The organism is Pseudoalteromonas ulvae UL12 (assembly GCF_014925405.1).
Lineage (GTDB): Bacteria > Pseudomonadota > Gammaproteobacteria > Enterobacterales > Alteromonadaceae > Pseudoalteromonas > Pseudoalteromonas ulvae.
This window is the reverse complement of sequence record NZ_AQHJ01000030.1, coordinates 146,755-166,591: the sequence shown is the minus strand read 5'-3', so window position 1 is coordinate 166,591 and position 19,837 is coordinate 146,755. Positions and strand designations below refer to the sequence as shown.

Sequence of the window (19,837 nt, the reverse complement as noted above, 5' to 3'; positions counted from 1 at the left end):
GAAGATATCGTTGCAGCAACCCCGCTGTCGTAGCCTTTAATAGAAGACCGTAGACCGGAAGCTTTGCGTCCTAACCTTTCGGGTAGTTTGCCAAAATAAGCGCGGATCATAGCCTAAGCGCCATAAATATCAAACTAAAATACTATCAATAAAAATAAAACCATTCTTTATCACTAAAAACAAGTTTCACTCTATGCTACTAAACAAACAACAAATTGCATACAATAGACCAAAAATAATAACTGATTGAGCATCCTATGAGATTTTACCCGTTACTAATTTTGTGTCTGTTTATCGCACATTCTCATGCATCTGGAGCTGACTTAGCACTTGATCGCCAAGGCTCTCCAAACGCAATGCAACAGCTTGATCAGTATGGCAACCAACTGTTTAATCCTTTTTTTGACCTAGGAAGCTGGCACGGTTTTTTACAACCCGCCACAGGGAATGAATATGGTGGATTTACGGGCCCAATGATTATTGCGCAAGAGTACGGGGTATTCATCGCCAAGCAACTCGAACAGATTTCATTGCACCACCGTGATACTGAGCAACGTTTTGATCTGCAAAGCGCACAACATAGCCAGCAAACCTTACCCAGCCAACTTATTCAGCACTATCGATGGCCAACACTGCAGCTCACGCTTTCATTGCAATTTATCAATTCATCCACAGCGTTGATTGAAACAAAACTAACCAACCTCAGCGTGAAGACACTACCATTGGCAATACAATGGCAAGGAAGCCTGCTTGAGGCGTTCTCTTTGACACAAACCTACCAAGAACGTTTCCCTAATTGGCAGATGCGTTTTGACAACACACCCGATAAGCTAATGATCAAGTTTGCCCAACTTAGCGCACCATGGCAGATGATGCTATCTGGCCAAGAGCAGTATCACATTACTCGCTCGATCAGTACTGATACGACGCTCACGTCACACAAAAACAGTTATCTCAGCCATGCTGAATTGGAAATAAAACCTCAGCAAAGCACCACAATTTATACCCAGCAACGCTATGTCCAACGCCCAGAAGAGACATCGGCAGTCGCGTGGCAACACGTTATGAAATTAAGCCAACAGCAACAACAGCGCTGGGCCACTTATCAGCAAAGGCTTAATTCCGATTCCCCACTTCCTCTTGCGGTACAAACCAAAGCGGTGGCAACTTTAATAGGCAACTGGCGCAGCCCCCAAGGCGCGATTATGCACGATATCGTCAGCCCATCCACCACAGCCCGCTGGTTTAACGGCGCATGGGCATGGGATTCATGGAAACATGCATACGCCTTGGCAAACATTGCACCTGAATTGGCCAAACAGACTGTATTGGCGATGTTTGACTATCAAATCAGCGCAAACGATCCCATCAGACCCCACGATGAAGGCATGGTAATTGATGCTATTTTTTACAATAAAGATCCGCAACGTGGCGGCATAGGCGGTAATTGGAATGAGCGCAATACCAAACCACCGCTCGCCAGCTGGGCTGTTTGGCACATTTACCAACAGACGCAAGATCGCGACTTCATCGCGCTGATGTTTCCTAAACTGCTTGCGTATCATCAGTGGTGGTATCGCAATCGCGACCACAATCAAAATGGCTTAGTCGAATACGGTGCGACCTTGCATCCTGCACATACAAATGAACAAGGCGAGTTACTTTTTACTGTCGAGTATCCTACAACGGCACCACCCTTGGACTTATCAAGCTGTAAACGCTCGCCAGCTAACGAGAGTTTTAGCTACCAATGCAGCGGTAACGACTTGTATAAACAAGTGCTGGAGCAGGCGGATTACTTAGCATTAGATATTCCTGTGCAACATGGTGCAGGCTGGGAGTCAGGCATGGACAATGCTGCTCGCTTTGGTTTTATCAACCCCGAACAACTCGCGCGTTATGCAAAAAAACATCATCAAGGCCACTTAAAAAAAGCCCGCCTAGACTGGCAAGTGCAATTTTTGCCGAACCAATTTAATCAGCAGCTTGTCGGTTACTCAATTAATCAAGAATCTGTTGAACTCAATAGCTATCTAGCACAAGAGAAGCGCCTCCTCGCCAGCATGGCGTCCTTACTCGACAAAGACCGCCTAGCGCAACAACTCGATACGGACTCGCGCGCGCTCGCCGATAAAATCAACGCCTGTTTTTTTGATGCCCAAAGCGGCTTTTATTTCGACCGACAAATCAGTGCTTCGCCATCCGATACCCTATGCAATGGTCAGCTCCTAAGTCATCGCGGCAAAGGCCCTGAAGGATGGGCTCCGCTGTTTACTCGTGTCGCCAGCCCGCAACACGCGCAGCGCGTGGTCAAAAATATGCTCGACCCGAAAGAATTTAATACACACGTGCCTTTTCCAACGGCTGCACTCAGCAACCCAGCTTATGACCCGAATATTTATTGGCGCGGCAGAGTGTGGCTAGATCAAGTCTACTTTGGCTTAATCGCACTGCAAAACTATGGCTATTGGCAGCACGCTCAGCAACTTTTCAGCAAACTGATCCAGCACAGTGAAGGTTTACTCGCAGCACAACCCATACGAGAAAACTACCACCCACAGAGCGGCCAAATGCAAGGTGCGACGAATTTTAGCTGGAGTGCAGCTCATCTATTAATGCTGGCACAAGAAATAAAGCACCCGCCACCAGAAAAGGAAGTAAAACATCAGTAAGTACTTACAATTACTTACAGCATTTTCGGCTAGCTTTAGGCTATAATCCTAAGTTAATTATTTTTATAATCGTTCACTGAGTACAGTTTTCACAATGAAATTTTACCTCTCACTTTTTGTTAGTTTTTTATTGGGTGTCGGCACCTGTTATAGCTATTTTTTGATCACATCGACACATCAACACCTTACTGTTACACCCAATAACTCAGTGATGATTAAAGACGCTTCTTTTGACTCTCCGCTCTCAGCGAGGCAGTCAGCGATGACAAGCTCACAACCCAGCAACCTTAAAACCAATAACGCCCTAGATGACAAAAAAAAACTGAGCGAGCAAGCAGATGAAGAATATTCCGAAGCACTCCCAGATCAAAGTGGTCGCGACCAAGCAACCTTAGCTCTGGACGAATTACCCAATTTCAGTGCGCTTGATTCTCACTTCCAAAGTGTCGAGTTTGCCAAAGCAGCAGCAATGATTGAAGTCAATTTTGCTATCAACGAAATTAGCACCGCACTTGGATTAAACGCTCAGCAATTAACGGAACTCCGCACTTTATTACACGAAAAAAATAATGCTGAAATCGAGTTGATGACGCCTTATTATCAACGGATGGCACTCGACAACAACCCGTTTGTATCTCCTGAGCAAGACCAAGCTGAAATAGAAGCCATTAATATAGAAAGGGCCGCTATTCAACAACGATTTGAACAGCACATCGTGCAACATTTAACATCACAACAATTAGAAAGTTATCATCAATTAGAAAAACAAAAAATCTTGCAGCAGCATGAGCTAGACAAATTCTATAGCACGCAAAGTTACTTCGCGATGCTACCTAACCTACAAGATAGCCAAAAGCAGGTTATTTTAGATATCTACCAACAAAGTTATCAGCAGAGTATTAGTAATATTGACGTTAAATTAGGGGCTTTTGGTACTGCGCACCGCCAGTTTTATCAAAATGAGCACCCAATGCAAGCTGTAGAAGCGCAAATTGATCAAATATTGACTCCTGAACAACTGGCTACAAAACAACAATTTGAACGCTTAGAATCAGGCGAGTAACGCGACCAATAACTTAACCTCTGTTTGTATTGATTGCGCGCCGTACGCGTTTTCAAAATTAAGCTTGTTTAAAGGCCTGCTGAAATTGTTTAGGACTTTGCCCAAACATAGCTTTAAAGCGACGGCTAAAATGACTCGGATCGTTAAAACCACTATCAAAACAGGCTTGTGTGATACTCAAGCCTTGTTTTATTTTCTGCGCAGCAAACTGCAACCTTTGCTGCAACAAATAAGCCTGCGGTGTGCAATGTAAATACAGTTTAAACATCGCATACAAACGGCTACGACCCATGCAAGCTACTTTACACAGTTGCTCAATTTCAATCGGGTGCATTAAGTTGTGCTCTATAAACTGCACCACAGCGTGCAATGATGACCCCGTTGGGTCTTGCTTTGCATGACGCAATAGCATTTGTGAACTATTAAAACGTAGCAAGCGTACGATGAGCTCTGTGATCCCTAAATCAATCAGCACGCTTCTATCTGAAGGCTCTTCAATAAAAACTTGGCTTAATCGGTGGTACAACGCTTGTGTTGCAGAGCTATTATCAAGCTGCATGGTCGCGCTCACTTGTTTAAGATCCGGCGCTTGTTCAAAGGCTATTTTATCTACCACCTGTTGAATTTTTTTACTGTCAATTTCGATGGTCAAACACGACGTAGGCTGTTGCCAACTGGCCGTTGGGAAATCAATCGCAACTTGCTCTCCTTGCGCAATAATGAAACTTTGTCCTGGTAAAAAGCGCTGACCAGTTGGCAAGCTATGATGATGCATCACTTTTTCACCTTGTGTCATTGCACACAACATCAGTTGTTCCGCATGAAAAGGAACTGCTTTGGCAGCTTCATAGGTATCGTAAATACACAGTTGCACATCATCAGCATTAAATACCGTACAGTTATCCACTAAGCTTTTGATTTTTTTATTATAAAAATGGCTGTCATCCGTCAAAATATGCATAACGTTTCCTCTAGGTACAGGCGCTAGCATGGATGAGAAATGTACAGACAGTCAAGTTTTTTGCACCAAGCGACAAGTGTTGTCCGCTATTTACTTTTAGTGTGATAGGTCAAACAACACACAATTGGACGAATAATAATGATCTATAACAATCCAGGCCAACCCGGCTCGCTCGTTTCATTCAAATCATATTATGGCAACTTTATTGGCGGTCAATGGCTTGAGCCCGTTGATGGCCAATACTTCGAAAATACCAGCCCAGTAACTGGCGAAGTGATTTGTCATATTCCACGTTCAAACGAAAAAGACATCAATCTTGCCTTGGATGCCGCACATGCCGCCAAAGAATCATGGGGTAAAACATCGGTCACTGAGCGCAGTAATTTATTGTTGAAAATAGCCGATCGCATCGAGCAGAACTTAGAAATGTTGGCGGTGGCAGAAACATGGGATAACGGCAAAGCCGTACGGGAAACTTTAGCAGCCGATTTACCCTTATGCGTTGATCACTTTCGTTATTATGCAGGGTGCATTCGCAGCCAAGAAGGCTCAATCGGCCAAATTGACGACCAAACTGTGGCGTATCATTTCCATGAGCCATTAGGTGTCGTTGGGCAAATCATTCCGTGGAATTTTCCACTCTTAATGGCTGCTTGGAAACTCGCTCCTGCATTAGTAACAGGGAATTGCGTCATCTTAAAACCTGCAGAACAAACACCGGTCTCCATTTTAAAATTGATTGAAGTGATTGAAGATTTATTGCCTGCCGGTATCTTAAATGTCGTCAACGGCTTTGGTAAAGAAGCAGGTGAAGCTTTGGCTACCAGTACCCGAATAGCCAAAATAGCATTTACCGGTTCAACACCTGTCGGAGCACATATTTTAAAATGCGCCGCCGAGAACATCATTCCATCAACTGTCGAGCTAGGCGGTAAATCTCCTAATATTTATTTCAACGATGTGATGAATCAGAACGAAGAATACATCAGTAAATGCGTTGAAGGAGCGGTCTTAGCATTTTTCAATCAAGGTGAAGTCTGTACTTGCCCTTCACGTTTACTAATCCAAGAAGATATTTATGATGCTTTTATCGCCCGAGTCATTGAGCGGATGCAACAAATAAAACGCGGCAACCCTCTAGATAGCAACACTATGGTCGGTGCACAAGCATCGAAACAGCAGTTTGATAAGATTTTAAGCTACTTAGAGATTGGCAAGCAAGAAGGCGCACAAGTGCTCATTGGTGGGGGAGTTGAGGCGATCAGTGATGACTTATCACAAGGTTATTACGTGCAACCCACGTTGTTCAAAGGCGATAATTCGATGCGCGTTTTTCGCGAAGAAATTTTTGGCCCTGTTGTCAGTGTCACCACATTTAAAGATGAGGCCGAAGCTATCGCCATCGCCAATGATACCGAATTTGGTTTAGGCGCCGGACTTTGGACAAAAGATATGAATCTGGCGTACCGCATGGGCCGTGCAATTGAAGCAGGCCGAGTGTGGACAAACTGTTATCATCATTATCCGGCTCATGCTGCTTTTGGTGGTTATAAAAAATCAGGTGTGGGCCGCGAAACACATAAAATGATGCTCGACCATTATCAAAATACCAAAAACTTACTCGTGAGCTACACCGACAGCCCACTTGGTTTTTTCTAACCTTATTTCAAACACTCCCCTAACAGTGAATATCAAAGTCATGTAATCCATGGCTTTTTTCGTTTTTAAGCTCATGCCTCTAACATTTGCGTCAATCGTGCCTTCCTAGGTTGAATAAGCGCAACCGTGCTAACTCACCGCGTGATTAACAAACCTGTATATACAAGGTTTTCGCGCGAATAACGACTTGCCATAAAAAGACAATTAACTCAGCAAACCTGTACGCCTAACCCAAATAAAAAAGCCCGTACAGTGTTGTACAGGCTTTGATTAGTATCGAACGGCTAGTGAAGTGTTATGCTTCGCGCTCTTGCTGATGTGGTACTTTATTTCGAGATAACTTCGTTTTTATCCAACTAAATGGTTTACGTAAATCATACAAAATCAAATACAAACACGGCACTAACACTAAGGTCACGATAGTCGCAAATAACACTGCAAAACCAAGAGCAACCGCCATCGGGATCACAAACTTCGCCTGAAGGCTCGTTTCAAACATAATTGGCAGTACACCAACAAAGGTGGTAATTGATGTTAAAGTAATCGCTCTAAAGCGGGCACATCCAGCTTCTATAACGGCCTTTTTAATCGCATACCCTTCTTGGCGTTTTTGGTTCACGTAATCTGTCATCACCAGGCTATCGTTGATAACCACACCCGCAGCGGCAATTAAGCCAAATGTCGACATCATGCTGATATCAAGCCCGAAGAAGAAATGCCCCCAGATAGCTCCTGTTAAACCAAAAGGGATCACCGACATAATAATCAAGGGTTGCGAATAACTTTTCAGTGGCACAGCCAGTAGAATATAAACAATGATCATACCCGCTAAGAAAAACAGCATTTGCTCATTCGCTTGTGCTTGTTGTTCCTCAATCGCGCCACCGAGTTCGCTTTTCACTGATGGAAACTCGGTTGCTAATTGCGGCAGTAAATCATCTTTTACCTTTTTGACGACTTCGTTTGGTTCAATGACTTCTTCGTCAATCGCGCCGTAGACATACACAGTTCGGTAACCACCTTCACGACGGATGTAACTAATACCCGGTTTTTCAGCTAAACCAACAACATCGCCTAGCATCACTTCTTGCCCACTTGGCGTGGTCACCACAGTGTATTTGAGCGATGAGAATGCTTCACGAGTAAGCTTAGGGTAACGAACCATCACGCGGACTTCTTCACCATCGCGTAACACTCGCTGTGCTTCACCACCATAAAAACTGGCTCCAACCTGATTGGCGATTGAAGACAATGTTAAGCCCAAATCATACGCCACAGGCAGTAGCGTCATTTGTACTTCTTTACTCGCCGGATCTATGGTCGAGCTGATATCATACAAGCCTTCTTGCTGCTGCAGCATATCGATTAAACGACGACCTGCCGCATTTAATGTGTCGATATCTGAGCCGTATAACAAATAGCCAAACTCACCATCTCCACCACTGCCATTAACATCATCTTGAATCGAAAATGATTTCATACCCGGTATTTCAGGTAAGGCTTCACGCCAGCGACGAGACAACTCAAACGTATTAAACGGACGTAGCTCTTCATCGACCAAAGGGGCTAACAAACGCGCTTCAGTACGCCCTTGATTAAAGGCTAAAATGTCACGGATCATGCCTTGGCCGTATTCAGCTTTAGTTTGCTCATCAATGTCTAAAATAATCTTTTCGACTGTTTTAAGCGCATCAATAGTTTGTTGATCAGAGACATTTTCATTCATCTCTATTTCAATGCCCGGAAAATCATGTGGCACTTTCGGCGTTGGCACAGTACGAACATAATTGGCAGAAATTAAAGCAATACTAATCAAAAAGAATCCGATAAAGCTGCTAAATACTAACCAACGCCACTGTGTGCATTTTTCAATAAAGCGTTTATAAGGGCCATTAACAAAACTGAAGAAATTTCGATTAAAGCGAGCACGCCAGCTTGTTTCAGGTATAGGATCAAAACGACTGTGTGCCAAATGCGCAGGTAAAATCAGCTTTGACTCAATCAAACTAAACACTAAACACAACATTACAACCACTGCAATCCCATAAAAGAACGCACTTTCTGGGCCGCTAGACAGCGTAAATGGCGCAAATACCGCAATAGTGGTTAAAACACCGAATGTCGCAGGTGTCGCGACGCGCTTAGTGCCGCGCACAACGTTTTCAACGCCGCCGCCATTTTTTTCTATCTCGGTATAAGCACTCTCACCGATGACTATCGCGTCATCGACCACAATCCCAAGTACCATGATAAATGCAAACAAAGAAACAATATTAATAGTGACACCAAATAAAGGCATCATCATCACTGCACCCAAGAAACACACAGGTAAGCCTACCATTACCCATAATGCGAGTTTAAAGCGCAAAAAGAGGCTCAGCATCAGCATCACCAAAATCGCCCCTTGAAACAGATTTTTTAGCATCATATCAAGGCGCGCATTAAGGTAGTACGTCATATCAACTAAGGTTTTCAGCTCAAGGCCAGGTGGGAGTGTTTTATTACGCTCGACAATATAATCTTTTACCGATTGCGCCACCGGGATCATATTTTGGTCTTTGGTCGCTTTTACCGCGAGATAAATTGAGTTTTGACCACTGTATTTAAAGTAGCGCTCACCCTCAGTGAATTGATCTTTAATAATTGCAATATCTTGCAGTAAAACTTTCGCGCCATTTTCACCAATCTTAATCGGGATTTGGCGGAACTCTTCACCACTATAAAACTGATTCTCAACCCGTACTGAAATAATCCCAGCATCAGTGCGAAGCTGTCCCGCAGAAAAGTTCGCAGAATAACGGCGCACAGCAGCCGAAACATCGTTGAGGGTTAAGTTATATTTGCGCAGTGTTTCAGGCTGAATTTCAATAGCAATTTCATCCAGTGGCACATCTAAGTCAACCAAAGAGACATTGTTGAGCTGCAATAACTCATCTTCGATTTTTTTCGCGATAGGTTTGAGCTCTGTCAGCGGCCAATCACCGACCAAAGACATTTCAATGACTTGCTGGCGAAACTCGGCTTGATAAATGGTTATTGGCTCCATATCCGCAGGAAACGTCGCGATTCCATCTACACGCAGCTTTATTTTGTCGAGCACTTCAGGTAAATCTTCATCTGGATGGATTTCTAACGAAATACGCCCTGAATTACGAAACGCTCGTGATACGCCTTTTTTGATTTCGGTAATATCTTTAATTGATTCTTCAATTTTTATTAAGATACTTTCTTCGATTTCTTGCGGCGAAGCGCCGGGGTAAGAGGCATTAATATTGATGTAATTAATTTCAACATTGGGAAACATCTGACGTTGAATCGTGAAATAACTCACAATCCCCATCACAATAATGAAAAACATCATTAAATTTGCCGCCACTGAATTGTTGGCAAAATACGCGATGATCCCCGTTTGTTTTTCAGGAGCCGTTTGATTGGTCACAATATCGCTCCTTATAAATTATCTGTATTGGTCGTTGCGGTGACCTCAGCATTGGCAACTTTCACTTCCATACCTTTTTGCGGGTATTCAGGCAAGGTCAGTACCAGCTTGTCTTGACTGTCGAGGCCTGCGTTAATTAAGAAGTATTCACCTTCTTCACGTAGCACTTGCACTTGTTTAGGTTGTAGTTTTTGCTCATCGTTGACAATCCATACCGTACTATTGTTGACGAGTTCTTGCGGTAAGCGGAAAATCTGATTCAGAGTTTGGCCTGCAAAGTTAACTTCAACATAACTACCAAATTTAAGTGGCGGTACATCTGAGGTTAAACCGTAAGGGTCTTCAATCCGCACCACTAAATTACTCATACGTGTCGCACTATCAATGATTCCTAAATCTCGCGCAATAAACGCCTCACGGGTGATATTCGCAAGCCCCTTTTGACTCACGTTCGCTTTTAGCCCTTTGATTTGACGCGGTAAAAATGCGCTATCAAATCCTGCTATCGGGATCAGCACTTCAGCTGTTTCAATGTTATTGAGTACCGCAACTTGCGCGCCGGTATTCACAAACTGGCCTAAACCTAATTCTCGACTAATCACTAACGCATCAAATGGCGCACGCACTTGGCAATTTTCTAAGTCTCGCTCAGCACGTTTTAAATTCGCTTCGGCAGATTTAACCGCAGCTTGCGCGCTCAAGATTTGCGGTTTGCGTAAATATAAATCACTGTGGGTCAGATTTGGCGAGCGTTTTGCCTCTTTACGTGCGACTTCTCCTGCCGCTTGCTCTTCAATCAATGCCGCCTGTGCACGGGCTAACTCCGCTTGCGCCGAATAGACCTGCGCTTGGTAGTTATCAGGTTCGATACTAAACAAAATCTCACCGCGCTTAACTAATCCACCAGCCACAAACTCAGGGTGCCAGTTGATGATTTCACCTGAAACTTGCGCAGATAATTGCGTGCGTTCTAGCGGTCTTACTTCACCGTAACTGGTAATCACTACTTGATGATCACTTGCTGCTAGTGCCTCAATTTTAACTGTAGGTCGCTTATCAACGGCTTTACTGTCTTCTTTTTCATTAGCGGTTGCATTTATCCCGCTAAATACACCTATTGCGACGCCTAGTACGACTAAGGGCAATAAACCTTTCATCCATTTATTGTTCATGTGTGACACCCTAAAAATTAACTGCTCAGATAGTAACAAATCTATGATAGTTAAAGATATTGACAATTGTAACTAGGTGTTACATTTGTGAAAGGAAACCACAAGGCGATTGAGCAAGTATTTTAACCCTAACCACTGTGATTAAAGGCTTAATACGTGTCGACCATCACCGCACGATCAATACGTTCATCAAAATCAATAAACAACTCACTTTTTAATCTTGGTCATTTGCCAAAATCATCTAGTGCTAAAAGTAAAGTAATCCGGTACATTATTTATCGAGGTATTGTATTTAGGTTAATTAAACTCATTGCCTTCAACTTGTTTACGATATGCACTCACACAAGGAAACGTCATGCATTATAAGTTTTTTATCTTACTATTGAGCCTAGTTTTAGTGGGCTGTCAAAGCACTCCTTCTTCAGAGAAAACATCATTACAAAACCCACTAACTTTAGTGAACACCTCTCTTTTCGCCCCCGTAGAGCGTTATAATGCTGACGAAATATTCCAATTATCACATGCCCAGAAACAAGAGTTCTTTGAATATTATCAAAAACAAAAAGCCAAAAAGTTTCCAAGCAGTAATGAGCGTATTATTCATAATTTTTTAGACGATAAGCTTACCGGTTTTACTTTTCATGGTGACACCCTCGATGCCTATAGCGCCTTTTCACAAAAACGCGGCAACTGCATCTCACTAGCCGTCTTTACCACCGCTTTGGCGGATTTAATCCAGAGCCCTATCGACTATCAACATATTATCAATGAGCCGGTATACTTCAAAAAAGGCAATCTCATTTTAAGCTCTAGTCACTTGCGCTCTCGAGTGTACGATGCAGATAACAGCACATCGAAAAACAAGGTATTTTTCGTACCTAAAAGTATTATTATCGATTACTTCCCTACTCGCGGCCAAGTTCATGCTAAAAAAGCACAACGACCGCAATTAATCGCTAAATTTTATGCAAATCTCGCCGCAGAAACGCTGCTAAAAAATGACTTCGATGCTACTTTTTCTTACCTGTATAACGCCATGTTGCACGACCCTTTCAACAACGAGCTAATAAACTTACAGGCTGTTCTGCATCGTCGTGCTGGCGACACCACAACCGCCAACCGACTCTACCATTACGCGGTTACGAATGACCTAGCCAACATTAACCTTTACGAAAACTATATGTTGATTGCGCGTAATAACAAAGATGAAGCATTAATTGCTCAACTTAACGCGAAGCTAGCCCATATCAAGGATCCCAACCCTTATTCGTGGTTAGAACTTGGTAAACAAGCCATTGCAGATCACGACCTTCACTATGCACAATTTTATTTTAATAAAGCGGTCAAAGCTGCGCACTATATACCTGAGCCTTATATTGAATTGGCTAAAATCGCTTATCAAAATGGCGATTTAGACCATGCCAATCAATATTTAGAAGCTGCAATTGAGCGTACTTACGATCACAATCAATTGGCCATTTACCAAGCTAAATACCAAGCACTCAAAGCGATAACAAGCGAATAAGACTTTACAACTCATAGCGCTAGCGCTCCACTGCCTGTAAAAAACACAAAAAAGCAGCCCTTAGGCTGCTTTATCAATTGCCAAACACATCATAATATTCAATAAACATGCTTAAACATTTTTCGTTCCAGTACAAACCCCATCAAACCCATACAGAATAGCAATACTCCTACGATTCTAAACCACGGACTGATGGTATCTGCGGTCACAATTTTCTGTTGGTATTCATAATAGCGTCGCCCACCTTCAACCTCTAATGTTACCGCATCGCCTAAATTACTGATCTCAAAGCGGGTATCAATTGCTTCGCGCAATAACATTTCTTGTTGTTTTGCGTCTTTTACTGCTCGGTCAACACCCTGAGGCATTAAGTGAATCCATGTGTTAAAAATGGCTTCAGGTTCCCCCTCAAGCACGACACCCTTTGATTGATATTGGTATAACTGCTGAGCAAAAAGCCTCTCATTTTGGCCAATATAGAATAAAGTCACTGCAATCACGATTAACGCAGAGCTGATGTACCACCAACGCCGTTGCTGACCTATCGTAAACTGCTGGCGCTGGGATAAAAACGCGTCGATATCTGGGATCTGTTTTAACCGTGTTAAGTCACTTTTCAATTTTGGACAATGCAATAAATCACTTAATTCAACGCTCAACGCCGCTAATAATTGCCTAAACACCTCATTTGATGGCAGCGATTTATCGTTTTCTAACTTTGATAAATACGACAGCTCAATCGCGGCTGCTTGTGCCAGCTCCGGCTGACTAAAATTTCGCGCCAAACGCAGCTCTTTTAGTTTTTCACCTAATGTCATTTTTAACTCCTTGTATTCTTAATAACAACATACCTAGGGGTTGTTGAACTTTCGTGATGATTTTTGCAGCGAATTGTTGGGTATTTATACAAGGCAGCGCTTTTGTGGTGTAGCGAGCTACACGAAAAAGCGATAACGCAGTAGAAATACCCAACAAACGCTGCCCGAAGGGTTCGGCTAAAAGCGTATCTCTCTTTGTTGAGCAGTATTTGCTTAGAATGACTAGGCTACACACTACTCGCCGCGATAAATACGCTTTTATCTCGAACAAAATTTAACCACGAAAGATCAACAGCCCCTAATAATATGTTTAAAAGTAAATTCAAAAGCATGCACCAACTGCATAACGGCCATTCTTAGTAAGTCATAGTGAAATATAAAGATGAATATTAAGGAATAATCATGCATGAGTGAGCTTTGCAGGAAACCTGACACTAAAATTGATACAACCAGTTTAATTTTCGTATCGTCACGTCAAAAAGCGCTTATTATCTTGTCAAATGAGATTATGTTAAAATAATGAAAAATCATTACCCTCATTATCTATATTGTTCTAAGAATCTGAGTAGTAAGGTTGAGAATGACACATTTTAAAAAAGTATAACTGCTGTCTTTTTAGGTCTCGTCGCGACTCAAATGTATGGTGCATATGCCAATGAAAACCATGCACAATGGCTCTTTTCTTTAGGTGGACAAAGCAAATACATTACCGAAGGTAGAAACAACCTAACCGCTGGCGGTTTGCAATTTGCGCAACTCGATCTCAATTACATGCAAACAGACTTTCAAGTGTGGCTGGCAAAAGGTACGCAAGAAGATTATCAAGAGTTAAATCTGAGTGCTGTGCGTGGTTTTCAGTTCGGTGATTGGCAAGCATACCTAGGTGCAGCCCGTTTAGTATTCTCACAAACTGATGAATATGATACTGAACTTGCGACGGGGCTCATTTATAGCCATCACCCTATTTTACTCCCTAGTATTGACTATGTATATTCAACGCAGGCCGATGGTTCATTTGTTATGATGGCACTTGCATCTCATCCTTGGGTGATCAGCGAGCAGCTTTCGGTTTTCTCTCATCTGTCGATTGGTTTAGATTTTGGCTATGCCTCAGCGCATTATGATGGTGTCAATCACGGTGAAGCAGGCGTGGGCATTCAAGTCGCGTTAAACCCTGCGTTGCATTTACAAGCAATGCTTGGTTACAGCCACCCTTTGCATGACGTAAAGCTTGAACAAGGTGATAACCATCATTGGCTGAGCATTTCCCTACAACAAGCGTTCTAATTATGTTGCTCTGGCGCAGTACCCGTTGAAAAATCAATCACCCTGCGCCAAACTCTTGTTTCGTTTACACTCTCGCTCGCGCCTAAGCTCAACATTTACGAACGAGCCACAATCAACTATAAAACTAAGACCTTAACACAATAATAAAAAGAGAAATTTATGACCGCAGAACCAAACACACAGACACACTCTCCTAGCGAATCACCCAAGTGGCTTAAGCCATTCGCTTGGCTGATGGTGGTATGGAATTTAATGGGGGTGATGGCGTTTTTCATGCACGTAATGATCACTCCAGAACAACTTGCAGCCATGCCTGAAGCCGAGCAAGCGCTGTATCAAAATGCCGCCAGTTGGGTGGTGATTGTATTTGCGATTGCCGTATTCGCAGGTACTGCGGGCTCACTGGCACTAGCCTTGGGTCAACCCCTTGCGTTTCCCTTATTGACTGCATCGCTGATTGCCGTCTTGCTGCAACAAGTCCATAGCTTTATTTTACAAGACAGCCTTGCTGTCTATGGGAGCGCAGCACTGATAATGCCTGCTATCGTGCTGTTTTTTGCTGTAGTACTGGTGATTGTTGCAAAGCGCTTTACAACCAAGTAGATAGCCCGTTAATTGTAAGTATTACCCACGTATCAACTTAAAACGCACATGTTATAAAAACGCACAGCTCAATGTGCGTTTTCGCACACTGAAACCATCAAGCCCCAATAATAAAAGTTTAGACTATTGATTTATAACAATTAAAATTATGGCACATTCATTTCATACCTTAGTTACTCTTTAATTGCGCTGAAAAACATCAGCGCTCAGTGTGAGGTATGCCTGTGCACATTCAACTTAACTCGCCAAAAAAACACATTTTACGTAATGTCTGTCTTGGCATTGCGGCCTTACTAATCGTAATAGCAGGATCTGTCTTCAGCTTACAACTAAAGCCAACTTTAGCGCTGAGCGATTTAACCATTGTCGAGGTAGAGCAAGGTGATATCGACATCATGGCTCCCGTGTTTGGTCAATATGCGTCAAAATATGAAAAACTAATTAGTGCGCCCAGCTCAGGAAAAATCACCGAAATATTAGTGCGAAGCGGTGAAAGAGTGTTAGCTAACAGCGTTATTGCCAAACTCTCTAACCCAGACTTGATCCAAGAACATAACCAAAGCAAAGCTGAACTCATTCGCTTGCAAGCCGATAGCGCTGCTTTTGCGCTACGTCAAAAAAATGAGCTCTTAACCGAACAAGCAAGACTTGCCGAGCTCAAAGCCACCATTGAATCAGCGCAGCTGGATTTAAATGCGAATCGCCAATTAGCAGATTTCGGTATTGCAGCCCACATTGAGCTTGAACGAGCTGAACTGAAGCTTGCACAACTGCAACAGCAGCTGACATTTTCGCAATTTCGTCTTGATACATTTGAGCAAATGCAAGCGCTTGAACAAGAGCAAAAACACATTAATCTTGAACTGCAACAACAGCAGGTTTCATTGCTGGCTCAAAAAGTAGCCAACCTCACCATCACTGCAGATATTAATGGCACTCTTGAAAAATTAGAAATTGAACTAGGGCAGCACCTAAATACTGGAGACACTATTGCCAAAATAGGTTCTAGTAACGAATTAATTGCAAAAGTGTTTATTCCGCAGCGTCTCGCAGAACAAGTAGAAATAGGGGCCAAGGTTCATATAAAACACGAGCAAACCTTACTCAACGGCCACATTAGTCAGCTCGACTCCGTGGTAAGTGAAGGTTCAGTGCAAGCGCAAGTGCACATTTCCGATCAGCTCCCTGCACATATTCGCCCAGCATTGAACTTAGCTGCCCAAGTCTTTATTGCACACAAACCCAACGCATTGTTTATTACCCAGCAACCAGGAATGCGACCTTTAGCAACTCAAATTGTGTACCAACTCGAACAAAACCAGATCGCGCAACAACAAACTGTGACTTTTTCTGAACGCAGCGGTGAATACCTGCTAATTGCCGCTGGTGCGAAAAAAGGACAAAAACTCATTACATCGGATCTCAGTCAATGGCACAATTTCAGTCAGCTGAGTATTAACTAGCCTTCATAGGCCCACTCCTAAGGATAATTATGACCACGCTCGTGACGCTGCAAAACATTAATAAAACCTTTAATAAAGGTCAGTTGCATACTCAGGCACTAAACGACATTCACTTAACCATAGAGCAAGGCGAATTTGTCGCTATTGTTGGCCCATCAGGTTGCGGAAAATCAACCTTACTGAGTATTTTAGGGCTGCTTGAACAAGCCGACCAAGGCCGCTATTTATTAACCGATATTGATGTCAGCCGACTTAATATCGATCAGAGTGCCAAAATTCGTAATCGCCACATAGGTTTTGTCTTTCAATCGTTTAATTTGATTGATTCACTTACTGTGTTTGAAAATATCGCCTTACCGTTAGAACATCGCAACTGTAAACACAGCGAAATAAAAATACAGGTATTAAAGCAGCTTGATGCCGTCAATTTGCTTGCTCGTGCAGATTACAAACCCAACCAACTATCAGGTGGGCAGCAACAACGCGTTGCGATTGCAAGAGCCTTGGTCGGTCAGCCTGATTTATTACTCGTTGATGAACCAACCGGAAACCTTGATAGCCAAAATGGCGATGCAGTGATGCAATTGCTGTGTGAGCTGAATCAGGCAGGAACCACGATTGTCATGGTGACCCACGATAGTCGCTACAGCCAAATGGCTAGTCGCCAGATCCGTTTGCTCGATGGCGAAATTTTGGCAGAACAACACTTTGCCAAAGCGCCAAACGACCTTGATTTAAACCATGCTAAAATAGCGGAGCCAGTATGAGTTTTTATCTGCGCGCCTTACGCCATGGCCTCGTGCGTATTGTCACTCTGCCACGTTTCAGTTTGCCAATTTTACTCACGTTAAGCTTAACCTTAGCTGCGGTGATCACCGCGCTGGCTATCAGCAGCAATACATTGTTTCAGGCCTTACCTGATATTAAAAATGAGCAAGAACTGTATCAAGTCGAATCGTTTTGGCAATTATCCGAAGAATTCACTATCCCAGCGGCTGGAGAAGAACAATTTACGGCCTTAAAAACGCACTATCAACACCTTGGAGACTGGGGATACTTCTTAGCCAAATCAACCACGTTTAGCCTTAATGATAGTGAGTATGCAGCTATCTCAATCACTGCTAGCCGTCAAAGCGACCGCATTTTAGGTTTAACATTATTATTAGGTGATAACAGTGACACAGCTGATGAACAAGATGGTGTGTGGATTTCGCACAGCCTGTGGCGCAATTACTTCAATAGCAACCTCAATGTGCTGACACAATCAGTACAAATAAACGAAAAATACTATCAAATTCGTGGTGTACTGAGCGACTTCACCTCACATAAATTGGGCGATCAACATGCCAGCCAGCAAATTTGGCACTTTCCCCCTCCTCAGTCTACAGCAAAAAGTAAAACGAATATTCAATCCTCTGATACTGTGGTCTTTATCCGTACAACATTAGCCCCACCGAAAGAAACTGAGCTAAATCAGTTTATGACCGACCTCACTAAAGGTGAGATGTTTGGCAACGTTGGCATGAACACAAAAATAAACTTGTACCGCGATAACCTTACTAGCCAACATAAAAATCTAATCTTAATGCTATTAGCTGTGTTCACGGGTTTGTTAGTCATTGCCTGCTGCAATCTACTCAATGCAATCGTCGCTCATTATCAAATGAGGCAGCATGAATTTATCATGTCACTAAGCCTTGGTGCTTCTCGGTTCAAGCTCTTTTTACACATCACCTTAGAACTGCTGCCGTTGTTTGTTGTGTCATTTGTATTGGGATTACTATGCGCCGCTTGGTTGATCCAAGCGTTGCCGATTATTTTTGGTGCTGACTTTGCGCTACTGCATCAAGTTCATTTAGATACATATACTGTGTTAATGAGTGGCTTATTTATTGTCTTAATTGCCGCTTTATTTGCCAGTATCTGTATGAAAAAACTGAATTTGAAACATATCGGCAGTGCGCTAAATAGCAGTGGCAAGGGATTCAATCATCAATCCGGACATGGTTTACAAAAAAGCCTGTTTGTTATCCAACTGTGCTTAAGTAGTGTGATCTTAACCGCGATCAGTATGGTCGGATTTAACAGTTACCAGCTCCTTTACCCGACTCTCGGCTTTAACTTTGACAATACGTTACTGATCAAAGCGCAGTACCCACAATTTGATTCACAAGCCTCTGCTGAGCAAAAATTTGCACAGGCACAACAAATACGTGCTGATTTAATCTTTGCTATTGAAGCTCATGATCCAAGTCTCAAGGTATTGCAAGGCTCTGCTGTACCACTTAATAGCACTGTCAGAATGTACATGACAAAAGATGAACTAACTAACCGCGATTTCACTTATTACAGCAGAGATTTAGCGCCTGATTTTTTCCAATCCTTTGACATGAAATTGGTAGCAGGGCGTACGATCACAGAACAAGAGTGGCAAGATAAAGCCAAAGTAACTGTGATTAATGAAAGCCTAGCACGGCTCCTCGCACCGAATAAGACAGCTCTTGATATCATTGATACTGAACTGAATGGCAGCAGAATCATTGGTATCGCAGCCGATGTGTATGAAATTATCAATACTAAAATTGGATTTCCTACCTCTTATCAATCGTATCGCTCTTTTGTATCTCAAGATTTTGAATTGGTTATCCAGCAAGCCAAAGGAAAGTTCGATATTGACGCCTTAAACACTGTATTACTAGCCCAAAATCCGCTCATAACTCAGCTTCATTTTGAGACACAAAACCAGACTTGGTTACAAAGCACAGCCAAAAGACGGACACTGTTTTATTTCACACTTGCATTGGCATTGTTAACGCTCGGACTCACCGCGGTTGGTATGGCTGGGCTTGCCACTAGCATCACTGAACAGCGCCGTTACGAGCTTGCAATCCGCATGGCCACTGGGGCAACCCGCCAACGTTTGTTGGGTCTCATTGTAAACAACGCCCTAGGGCTGTTAGCCACGGGATTAACTTTCGGTGCAGTGGCCGCGGTATTGGTATATCAGCAGATGCATATTCGCATCAGTAGCCTGCCAGAATTTGCATGGCTGCCAATGCTCGCTATTGATTTACTGTTAATTAGTATTGTATTAATTGCTATGATACTGCCGGCTCAGCGGATTATCAGCCAAGCACCCATGCAAGCATTAAGGCAGCTGTAAGCCAATATAATA

13 protein-coding genes and 1 riboswitch are annotated in these 19,837 nt (G+C 42.9%); of the genes, 9 read left to right on the top strand and 4 right to left on the bottom strand.

From position 1 onward, the window contains the following. Positions 1-11: 11 nt before the first annotated feature. A riboswitch (cyclic di-GMP riboswitch) is annotated at positions 12-102 on the bottom strand. 155 nt (positions 103-257) lie between these two features. Further along, positions 258-2,672, top strand: coding sequence for an alpha-glucosidase (gene ygjK / locus PULV_RS14300; protein ID WP_086745715.1), 2,415 nt, complete (start codon positions 258-260; stop codon positions 2,670-2,672). A 262-nt stretch (positions 2,673-2,934) separates the two neighbouring features. Continuing rightward, positions 2,935-3,735, top strand: coding sequence for a hypothetical protein (locus tag PULV_RS14295; protein ID WP_193332079.1), 801 nt, complete (start codon positions 2,935-2,937; stop codon positions 3,733-3,735). Between the two features lie 58 nt (positions 3,736-3,793). Here the strand turns inward: PULV_RS14295 and PULV_RS14290 are convergent, their stop codons facing one another. Beyond that, a complete protein-coding gene (locus tag PULV_RS14290; RefSeq protein WP_086745717.1) occupies positions 3,794-4,696 on the bottom strand; it encodes an AraC family transcriptional regulator in 903 nt (300 codons plus the stop codon). A gap of 138 nt (positions 4,697-4,834) precedes the next feature. On the opposite strand from PULV_RS14290, the gene exaC reads away from it, so the two are divergent. Next, positions 4,835-6,355 carry an acetaldehyde dehydrogenase ExaC gene (gene exaC / locus PULV_RS14285; protein WP_086745718.1) on the top strand — a complete coding sequence of 507 codons (1,521 nt, stop codon included), beginning with the start codon at positions 4,835-4,837 and terminating at the stop codon, positions 6,353-6,355. Positions 6,356-6,650: 295 nt separating this feature from the next. On the opposite strand, the gene PULV_RS14280 is transcribed toward exaC, so the two are convergent. Together PULV_RS14280 and PULV_RS14275 are read right to left on the bottom strand one after the other, a co-directional pair. After that, positions 6,651-9,794, bottom strand: coding sequence for an efflux RND transporter permease subunit (locus PULV_RS14280; RefSeq protein ID WP_193332078.1), 3,144 nt, complete (start codon positions 9,792-9,794; stop codon positions 6,651-6,653). Between the two features lie 11 nt (positions 9,795-9,805). After that, positions 9,806-10,966: an efflux RND transporter periplasmic adaptor subunit gene (locus PULV_RS14275; RefSeq protein ID WP_193332077.1), complete on the bottom strand. Its 1,161-nt coding sequence runs from the start codon at positions 10,964-10,966 to the stop codon at positions 9,806-9,808. Positions 10,967-11,321: 355 nt separating this feature from the next. Here PULV_RS14275 and PULV_RS14270 point away from each other — a divergent pair, with 355 nt between their 5' ends. Continuing rightward, positions 11,322-12,491, top strand: a complete 1,170-nt coding sequence (locus PULV_RS14270; RefSeq protein WP_193332076.1) for a tetratricopeptide repeat protein — start codon at positions 11,322-11,324, stop codon at positions 12,489-12,491. A 98-nt stretch (positions 12,492-12,589) separates the two neighbouring features. Here the strand turns inward: PULV_RS14270 and PULV_RS14265 are convergent, their stop codons facing one another. Next, positions 12,590-13,309: a helix-turn-helix domain-containing protein gene (locus tag PULV_RS14265; RefSeq protein ID WP_193332075.1), complete on the bottom strand. Its 720-nt coding sequence runs from the start codon at positions 13,307-13,309 to the stop codon at positions 12,590-12,592. Between the two features lie 636 nt (positions 13,310-13,945). Between PULV_RS14265 and PULV_RS14260 the strand changes: the two genes are divergently transcribed. The 5 genes from PULV_RS14260 (at position 13,946) to PULV_RS14240 (ending at position 19,825) form a co-directional block, all read left to right on the top strand. Then, positions 13,946-14,596, top strand: a complete 651-nt coding sequence (locus tag PULV_RS14260; protein WP_193332074.1) for a hypothetical protein — start codon at positions 13,946-13,948, stop codon at positions 14,594-14,596. 159 nt (positions 14,597-14,755) lie between these two features. Then, positions 14,756-15,199 (top strand): hypothetical protein, encoded by a 444-nt coding sequence (locus tag PULV_RS14255; RefSeq protein ID WP_086745725.1) that lies wholly within the window; start codon positions 14,756-14,758, stop codon positions 15,197-15,199. Between the two features lie 224 nt (positions 15,200-15,423). Beyond that, a complete protein-coding gene (locus PULV_RS14250; RefSeq protein ID WP_176365245.1) occupies positions 15,424-16,662 on the top strand; it encodes an efflux RND transporter periplasmic adaptor subunit in 1,239 nt (412 codons plus the stop codon). Between the two features lie 29 nt (positions 16,663-16,691). Next, on the top strand, positions 16,692-17,429 hold the full coding sequence (locus PULV_RS14245; protein WP_086745727.1) for an ABC transporter ATP-binding protein: 738 nt from the start codon (positions 16,692-16,694) through the stop codon (positions 17,427-17,429). Then, positions 17,426-19,825 carry an ABC transporter permease gene (locus PULV_RS14240; RefSeq protein ID WP_086745728.1) on the top strand — a complete coding sequence of 800 codons (2,400 nt, stop codon included), beginning with the start codon at positions 17,426-17,428 and terminating at the stop codon, positions 19,823-19,825. Before PULV_RS14245 ends, PULV_RS14240 begins: the two co-directional genes overlap by 4 nt. Positions 19,826-19,837 lie beyond the last annotated feature (12 nt).

Excerpts from the sequence above, each read along its gene's own strand:
- ygjK (WP_086745715.1), top strand. The coding sequence starts at position 258 with ATGAGATTTTACCCGTTACTAATTTTGTGTCTGTTTATCGCACATTCT.
- PULV_RS14295 (WP_193332079.1), top strand. The coding sequence starts at position 2,935 with ATGACAAGCTCACAACCCAGCAACCTTAAAACCAATAACGCCCTAGAT.
- PULV_RS14290 (WP_086745717.1), bottom strand. The coding sequence starts at position 4,696 with ATGCATATTTTGACGGATGACAGCCATTTTTATAATAAAAAAATCAAA.
- exaC (WP_086745718.1), top strand. The coding sequence starts at position 4,835 with ATGATCTATAACAATCCAGGCCAACCCGGCTCGCTCGTTTCATTCAAA.
- PULV_RS14275 (WP_193332077.1), bottom strand. The coding sequence starts at position 10,966 with ATGAACAATAAATGGATGAAAGGTTTATTGCCCTTAGTCGTACTAGGC.
- PULV_RS14270 (WP_193332076.1), top strand. The coding sequence starts at position 11,322 with ATGCATTATAAGTTTTTTATCTTACTATTGAGCCTAGTTTTAGTGGGC.
- PULV_RS14265 (WP_193332075.1), bottom strand. The coding sequence starts at position 13,309 with ATGACATTAGGTGAAAAACTAAAAGAGCTGCGTTTGGCGCGAAATTTT.
- PULV_RS14260 (WP_193332074.1), top strand. The coding sequence starts at position 13,946 with ATGTATGGTGCATATGCCAATGAAAACCATGCACAATGGCTCTTTTCT.
- PULV_RS14255 (WP_086745725.1), top strand. The coding sequence starts at position 14,756 with ATGACCGCAGAACCAAACACACAGACACACTCTCCTAGCGAATCACCC.
- PULV_RS14245 (WP_086745727.1), top strand. The coding sequence starts at position 16,692 with ATGACCACGCTCGTGACGCTGCAAAACATTAATAAAACCTTTAATAAA.
- PULV_RS14240 (WP_086745728.1), top strand. The coding sequence starts at position 17,426 with ATGAGTTTTTATCTGCGCGCCTTACGCCATGGCCTCGTGCGTATTGTC.